Annotated in this window: 8 protein-coding genes; 5 read left to right on the forward strand and 3 right to left on the reverse strand. The window is 66.7% G+C overall.

Going from position 1 to position 7008, the window contains the following annotated elements:
* Positions 1–260, reverse strand: a 260-nt coding sequence (locus HUV06_RS13540) for a hypothetical protein (protein ID WP_174301785.1), incomplete at its 3' end; no start/stop codon positions are given.
* A 129-nt stretch (positions 261–389) separates the two neighbouring features.
* Between HUV06_RS13540 and HUV06_RS13545 the strand changes: the two genes are divergently transcribed.
* Positions 390–2378 carry a S9 family peptidase gene (locus HUV06_RS13545; protein ID WP_254601129.1) on the forward strand — a complete coding sequence of 663 codons (1989 nt, stop codon included), beginning with the start codon at positions 390–392 and terminating at the stop codon, positions 2376–2378.
* 158 nt (positions 2379–2536) lie between these two features.
* On the opposite strand, the gene HUV06_RS13550 is transcribed toward HUV06_RS13545, so the two are convergent.
* Positions 2537–2686, reverse strand: coding sequence for a hypothetical protein (locus tag HUV06_RS13550; RefSeq protein ID WP_174301786.1), 150 nt, complete (start codon positions 2684–2686; stop codon positions 2537–2539).
* The gene (locus HUV06_RS13555) at positions 2683–3147 is read right to left on the reverse strand and encodes a hypothetical protein (RefSeq protein ID WP_217433861.1); all 465 of its coding nucleotides are present in this window, start codon (positions 3145–3147) and stop codon (positions 2683–2685) included. The genes HUV06_RS13550 and HUV06_RS13555 overlap by 4 nt, the downstream gene beginning before the upstream one ends.
* Positions 3148–3483: 336 nt before the next feature.
* Here HUV06_RS13555 and rpsL point away from each other — a divergent pair, with 336 nt between their 5' ends.
* From rpsL to HUV06_RS13575, 4 genes are all read left to right on the forward strand, one after another.
* Positions 3484–3855 (forward strand): 30S ribosomal protein S12, encoded by a 372-nt coding sequence (gene rpsL, locus HUV06_RS13560; protein ID WP_174301788.1) that lies wholly within the window; start codon positions 3484–3486, stop codon positions 3853–3855.
* A gap of 201 nt (positions 3856–4056) precedes the next feature.
* The gene (rpsG, locus tag HUV06_RS13565; protein ID WP_174301789.1) at positions 4057–4530 is read left to right on the forward strand and encodes a 30S ribosomal protein S7; all 474 of its coding nucleotides are present in this window, start codon (positions 4057–4059) and stop codon (positions 4528–4530) included.
* A gap of 116 nt (positions 4531–4646) precedes the next feature.
* Complete coding sequence (gene fusA, locus HUV06_RS13570; RefSeq protein WP_174301790.1) at positions 4647–6725, forward strand: elongation factor G; 2079 nt, start codon at positions 4647–4649, stop codon at positions 6723–6725.
* 60 nt (positions 6726–6785) lie between these two features.
* On the forward strand, positions 6786–7008 hold a 223-nt coding region (locus tag HUV06_RS13575), incomplete at its 3' end, for a GTP-binding protein (RefSeq protein ID WP_254601131.1).

Below are 7008 nucleotides of genomic sequence, written 5' to 3' on the forward strand. Positions count from 1 at the left end.
GGACGCGGCGGCGCGCGGCGGGTCGCGACCAGCGGCGTCGATTGCCCCTTCCGCCGACCCACCTGCGGCACGGCCGCGGCGCTCGGCGCGGCAGGCGTCCGCCGGGTCACCAGCTGGACCTGGAAGTCAGGCTCGGCGACCGGCTCCAGCGCGCGCGGAGTCACGCCTGCCACGTGCATGACCACGATCAGCAGGGCGAGGTGGACGAGGAGCGAGGCGGCCAGCGCCGGGATCGCTCGCCTGCGGTCGCGGCGCGCCATGGCGTCCTATACGGCGTGTTCTGCGGGTCGGGGAGGGGCGTGCGCGATCATCATCCTGCCAGACGAGACGCCGCTCTTGCGCGACGCCCTTCGATCGCCTCTCTTGCCGGGCCTATGTAGGAGCCGGCTTTGACTTCGACGAGACTCGCCCGTCTGACCTGCACCACCCTGGCGCTGGGCGCCGCGTTAGCGGTCGCCCCACCCGTTCAGGGGCAGGACCGTAGCGGTGGCGCGCCATTGGGGCTGCACACCTTCACCGACGTCAGCCTCTCGCCGGCGGGCGACCGCGTCGTTTCGGCAGAGGCTACGGAGCCCTTCGCGCCCACCAAGACCCGCGCCCGCGGCCCCTTGGTGGTGCGCTCCGCACGCACTGGCGAGGTCGTGGCGAGTTACGACCCCTGCCGTACCTGCCGCTACACCCATCCGGCCTGGTCACCCAGCGGCGACACCTTGGCCTTCATCGCTTATGACGCAGCCCAGAACCGCGCGACGCTGGAGCTCGTCCGCGGCGGCCGGGTGAGTGCGCTGGCCGCCCTGGAGGGCGTGGCCGAGACGCCCCGTTTCTCCCCCGACGGCGGGACGCTCGCCCTGATGGCCACTCCCGGCGCTCACAAGCAGACCGGCGCGGTGGAGGCCGGGGCGCAGCAGGTCGGCGATATCGCCGCGCTGAGCGGCGCGGACGAAAAGCGCATCGGCGTCATCCCGGTAGCGGGCGGAACGATCCGCTACGTCTCGCCGGCCGACACCTTCATCTACGAGTACGACTGGCGTCCCGACGGGCAGGGCTTCGTGGCCACCGCCGCCAAGGGCAACGGCGACAACAACTGGTGGGTGGCCAAGCTGATCGCCGTGGACCTCGCCGGCGGCGAGGCTCGGGTGATCGCCGCGCCCAAGATGCAGATGAACTTCCCGCGCGTCTCGCCGGACGGAAAGACCGTGGCCCTGATCGGCGGCCTGATGAGCGACTTCGGCTCGGTGGGTGGCGACGTCTTCACCGTGCCGATGGAAGGCGGTGCGCTGCAGGACGTGACGCCCGGCATCAAGGCCACCTTCACCTCCATCGCCTGGCGGGGCGACCGGCTCACCGGCACCCTGCTGCGCGGCGACCGCAATGAGATCGTAGCCCTGAACCCTTCGACCCGCGAGGTCGCCACCCGCTGGAGCGCGCCGGCCGAGATCTCCGCCGCCGACGGCGAAGTAAGCCTGAGCGCCGACGCCTCGACCGCCGCCCTGTCCGTGCAGGACTTCACCCATCCGCCGGAGCTGTTCGCCGGCGCTCCCGGAGCGACGCTGGCTGCGGTGACGCATGTCAACGCCGGTCTCGCGCCCCAGGTCACCGCCCGGAGCGTGAGCTGGAAGAGCGACGGCTTCGACGTCCAGGGCTGGCTGCTGGGCCCGCTCCAGGTCGCGCCGGGCAAGCATCCGCTGGTCGTGGACATCCACGGCGGCCCGAGCGCCGCCACGACGCCGCACTACGTGGCCCCCTATGGTTCTGGCGTGTTCGCTACCGTCGATTGGCTGAGACGAGGCTACTTCGTCTTCTACGCCAACCCGCGCGGCTCCTACGGCCAGGGCGAGGCCTTCACCCGCGCCAATGTGCGCGATTTCGGCGGCGGAGATCTCCGCGACATCCTGGCCGGGGTGGACAAGGTGGAGACGCTGGCGCCCGTGGACGACCACCGGCTCGGCGTGTTGGGCCACAGCTACGGCGGCTACATGACCATGTGGACGGTGACCCATTCCCACCGCTTCCGCGCCGCCATCTCAGGCGCCGGCATCGCCGACTGGGTCAGCTATTACGGCGAGAATGGGATCGACCAGTGGATGGTCCCCTTCTTTGGAGGCACGGTCTACGACGACCCGGCCATCTACGAGAAGCTGTCGCCGATCTTCTCCATCAAGGACGCGACCACGCCGACCCTGATCTATGTCGGCGAGCGCGATGTGGAGTGTCCTGCGCCCCAGAGCTTTGAGTTCTGGCACGGGCTGCAGGCGGTGGGCGTGCCGACTACGCTCATGGTCTATGCCGGCCAGGGCCACGCCATTCGCGACCTGGCCGACCTGGCCGACCTGCGCGCGCGGGAGCTGACCTGGTTCGACAAGTACCTGGGGGGCTAGCCCTCTCAATCCGCTCATCCCGGCGAATGGCGGGACCCAGATCATAAAGCGGCAGGTAGATCGCGGGAGAACCTGTTGACGTAGGAGCCATACGATCTGGGTCCCGGACTTCGCCGGGATAAGCGGAGAAAGACGGCATCAGCCCGGTAGGGCTAAAGTCAGTGCTTCAGCGCTGTGATCGCCAGCAGGATCAGCGCGCCGGCCACCGTGGCGTAGGCGATGCAGCCCAACTCGTACATTAAGGTGGTGGGCGCTGAGAGCCGGTCGACGACGTTGATCGTCTTCACGGGCGTGGTGGACTTCTTCATCTGAATGGTGAGCCTCCGCCATGCGAACAGCCGTTACCGCTGGCAAGGCAGTTCAGGCCGCTCTTCGCCGTATCCAGGGCCTTGGCGTCTTCGTTCTTGATGAAAGCGGCCTTGGCGGCGATCCCGCCGACCGCGCTCTTGACCGCCGCGACCTGGCCGCTGGCCTTGTCGGCTGAAGCGGCGGCGGCCGTATGGACCGCGTCGGCGGTCATGAACAGCGCCTTGAAGTTGGCCGCGAAGATCATCAGCAGGCCCAGCACGACGGCGCAGGCGCCGATCCGGCCGGATGTCTTCATGAAGTCGCGGTTGGAGACCATGTCGACGAAGTCGCGGGGCGTGTCGGCGCTGGCCTGCATCTCGCGCTCGAACGCCAGGCTCTCCTCGCGGGTGGTGCGTCGCAGATCCTCGAAGGACGCGGGCACGAAGCCCTCAGGGCGCGCCTGGCTGCTAGACTCAGACATAGCTTCGCCCGCACCGTTGAGCCCCGCAATAGGCTTAAGCCATAGTGCTCAACGAGACGTTTCGAGACATGGCTAACGCGGTGTGAACGCGAGCCGGCTTGACGGAGGATCATAATGATCCTAATGACGCGCCTCTGTTTCGAGGCTGAGCGGCTCGCCGTTCGGCCTGGAGCGCATGATCGGGGCCTGAGCGCCCGCCGGTTCGCCCACAGCGCGCGAGCCGGCCTATCGTGTTTGCGATGGCGCAAGCGGTCTGGCGGGCTTCGCGGACAGGATCGATAAGCGAGTGAGGGCGTCCGGCCTGACGGCGCAGTCCTCCCAAATGAACGAGAGCGAATGCCTACAGTCAACCAGCTGATCCGCAAGCCCCGCCGCCCGCCGGTGGACCGCAACACCGTGCCGGCCCTGAAAGGTTCGCCCCAGCGCCGCGGCGTCTGCACCCGCGTCTACACCACGACGCCTAAGAAGCCGAATTCGGCGCTCCGTAAGGTCGCCAAGGTGCGCCTGACCTCGGGGATCGAGGCGGTGTGCTACATCCCGGGCGAGGGCCATAACCTGCAGGAGCACTCCGTGGTGCTGATCCGCGGCGGTCGGGTAAAGGACCTGCCGGGCGTGCGCTACCACATCCTGCGCGGCGTGCTGGACACCCAGGGCGTGAAGAACAGGAAGCAGCGCCGTTCGCTATACGGCGCCAAGCGGCCGAAGTGATGAGCGGCTGCACGATCCTGCGTGCTTCGAGACAGGCTCCTGTCGGAGCCTTCCTCAGCACGATGAAGATTCTGCAGCCCACTCGCCTGCGTCATCCTGAAGAGCCCTGCAAGGGCGACTCGAAGGACGCACAACCGACATGCAGCCTTACGCCGCCCACTGCGGCCTGAGGATCGAAGCCCGAGACGAGAGAGCTAGACCATGTCCCGCCGTAGACGCGCAGATAAGCGCGAAGTCCTGCCCGATCCCAAGTTCGGCGACCTGATCGTCACCAAGTTCATGAACTACGTCATGTACGAGGGCAAAAAGGCCGTCGCCGAGAACATCGTCTACGGCGCCTTCGACCTGATCAATACACGCCGTCGTGACATGGACACCATCACCGTGTTCCACACTGCGCTCGACAACGTGGCCCCGTCGGTCGAGGTGCGCTCCCGCCGGGTCGGCGGCGCGACCTACCAGGTGCCGGTCGAGGTGCGGCCCGAGCGTCGCCGCGCCCTGGCCATCCGTTGGCTGGTCAACGCAGCCCGCAACCGCGGTGAGAACACCATGACCGAGAAGCTGGCCGCCGAGCTGCTCGACGCCTCCAACAACCGCGGCACCGCGGTGAAGAAGCGCGAGGACACCCACAAGATGGCCGAGGCCAACCGCGCCTTCTCGCACTATCGCTGGTAAGGCCTTATATAGCTGCATGACGGCGCGGGCGGTTTCCGCTAGACCGCCCGCCGACCGACCCCTGACATAATCGAGGCGCTGGTACAGCCGCCTGAACGCCGAAGAGCCGCACGCCCATGCCCCGCCAGCACGCCATCGAGGACTACCGCAACTTCGGGATCATGGCGCACATCGACGCCGGCAAGACCACGACCACCGAGCGGATCCTCTACTACACCGGCAAGAGCCACAAGATCGGCGAGGTCCATGACGGCGCCGCCACCATGGACTGGATGGAGCAGGAGCAGGAGCGGGGGATCACCATCACCTCCGCCGCTACCACCGCCTACTGGAACGGCAAGCGCCTCAACATCATCGATACACCCGGCCACGTCGACTTCACCATTGAGGTGGAGCGTTCGCTGCGCGTGCTCGACGGCGCGGTGGCGGTGCTCGACGGCAACCAGGGCGTGGAGCCCCAGACCGAGACGGTGTGGCGCCAGGCCGACCGCTACGACGTGCCGAGGATCGTGTTCGTCAACAAGATGGACAAGATCGGCGCGGACTTCGAGATGTGCCTGCGCACCATCCGCGAGCGGCTGGGCGTCAAGGCGGTGCCGATCCAGCTCCCCATCGGGTCGGAAACCTCGCTGAAGGGCTTGGTGGACTTGGTCCGCATGAAGGCTGTGGTCTGGGACAGCGAGGGCCTGGGTGCCAACTACCACGACGAAGAGATTCCCGCCGACATGGTCGAGGCCTGCAAGGCCGCGCGCAACTACATGGTCGAGAACGCCGTCGAACTCGACGACGACGCCATGACCGCCTACCTCGACGGCGAGGAGCCTTCGGTCGAGGTGCTCAAGAAGTGCCTGCGGATCGCGGTGCTGAAGGGGACCTTCTATCCGATCCTGTGCGGCTCGGCGTTCAAGAACAAGGGCGTGCAGCCCCTGCTCGACGCGGTGGTGGACTATCTGCCCTCGCCGCTGGACATCCCGCCGACCAGGGGCATCGACTTCAAGACCGAGGCCGAGGTGGTGCGCAAGGCTTCGGACACGGAGCCACTGTCGGTGCTGGCGTTCAAGATCATGGACGACCCCTTCGTCGGCTCGCTCACCTTCTGCCGCATCTATTCCGGCAAGCTCGACACCGGCCTGGGCCTGCTGAACTCCACGCGCGACAAGCGCGAGCGGGTGGGCCGGATGCTGTTGATGCACTCCAACAATCGCGAGGACATCAAGGAAGCCTATGCCGGTGACATCGTGGCCCTGGCCGGCCTGAAGGACACCCGCACCGGCGACACCCTGTGCGATCCCACCAAGAGCCCGGTGATCCTGGAGAAGATGAACTTCCCCGCGCCCGTGATCGAGCAGTCCATCGAGCCCAAGTCCAAGGCAGACCAGGAGAAGCTGGGCGTGGCGCTCGGCAAGATGGTCGCCGAGGACCCCTCCTTCACCGTCTATACGGACCCGGAGTCGGGCCAGACGATCATGAAGGGCATGGGCGAGCTGCACCTGGACATCAAGGTCGACATCCTGCGCCGGACCTACAAGGTGGACGCCAATATCGGCGCCCCCCAGGTGGCCTATCGCGAGAGCCTGGGCCGCAAGGCCGACATCGACTACACCCACAAGAAGCAGACCGGCGGTACGGGTCAGTTCGCCCGGGTCAAGATCATCTTCGAGCCGGGTGAGGAAGGGTCGGGCTTCGTGTTCGAGTCCTCCGTCATCGGCGGGACGGTGCCCAAGGAGTTCATCCCCGGCGTGCAGAAGGGGCTGGAGTCCTCCAAGGACAACGGCCTGCTCGCCGGCTTCCCGGTGATCGACTTCAAGGCGACGCTGTACGACGGCGGCTACCACGACGTGGACTCCTCCGTGCTCGCGTTCGAGATCGCGGCCCGCGCCGCCTTCCGCGAACTGCGCGAGAAGGCCTCGCCCAAGCTGCTCGAGCCCATCATGAAGGTGGAAGTGCTGACGCCCGACGAGTACATGGGCGACGTGATCGGGGACCTGAACAGCCGCAGAGGCCAGATCCAGGGCACCGAGACCCGAGGCAACGCCCAGGTGGTGACGGCCTTCGTGCCGCTCGCCAACATGTTCGGCTACATATCCACCCTGCGCTCGTTCTCCCAAGGGCGGGCCCAGTATTCGATGCAGTACGACCACTACGAGCCGGTGCCACAAGCGGTCGCCGACGAAGTGATCAAGAAGTACGCTTAACCCCTATCAACCCGAAGACAGTACAGGAACGCCCCGGTCTTCGGGGCTGGAGCTAGAGAAATGGCCAAGGAAAAGTTTCAACGTAACAAGCCGCATTGCAATATCGGCACCATCGGTCACGTCGACCACGGCAAGACCACGCTGACGGCGGCGATCACCATGACCCTGGCAAAGTCCGGCGGTGCGGTCGCCAAGAAGTACGACGAGATCGACGCGGCGCCGGAAGAAAAGGCGCGAGGCATCACCATCAACACCGCCCACGTGGAATACGAGACGGCCAACC

The sequence above is a fragment of the Caulobacter sp. S45 genome (assembly GCF_903642205.1).
Taxonomy (GTDB): domain Bacteria; phylum Pseudomonadota; class Alphaproteobacteria; order Caulobacterales; family Caulobacteraceae; genus CAHJWH01.

Bases quoted from the DNA above. Each gene is read 5' to 3' on its own strand.
- HUV06_RS13550 (WP_174301786.1), bottom strand. From the start codon at position 2,686: ATGAAGAAGTCCACCACGCCCGTGAAGACGATCAACGTCGTCGACCGG.
- HUV06_RS13555 (WP_217433861.1), bottom strand. From the start codon at position 3,147: ATGTCTGAGTCTAGCAGCCAGGCGCGCCCTGAGGGCTTCGTGCCCGCG.
- rpsL (WP_174301788.1), top strand. From the start codon at position 3,484: ATGCCTACAGTCAACCAGCTGATCCGCAAGCCCCGCCGCCCGCCGGTG.
- rpsG (WP_174301789.1), top strand. From the start codon at position 4,057: ATGTCCCGCCGTAGACGCGCAGATAAGCGCGAAGTCCTGCCCGATCCC.
- fusA (WP_174301790.1), top strand. From the start codon at position 4,647: ATGCCCCGCCAGCACGCCATCGAGGACTACCGCAACTTCGGGATCATG.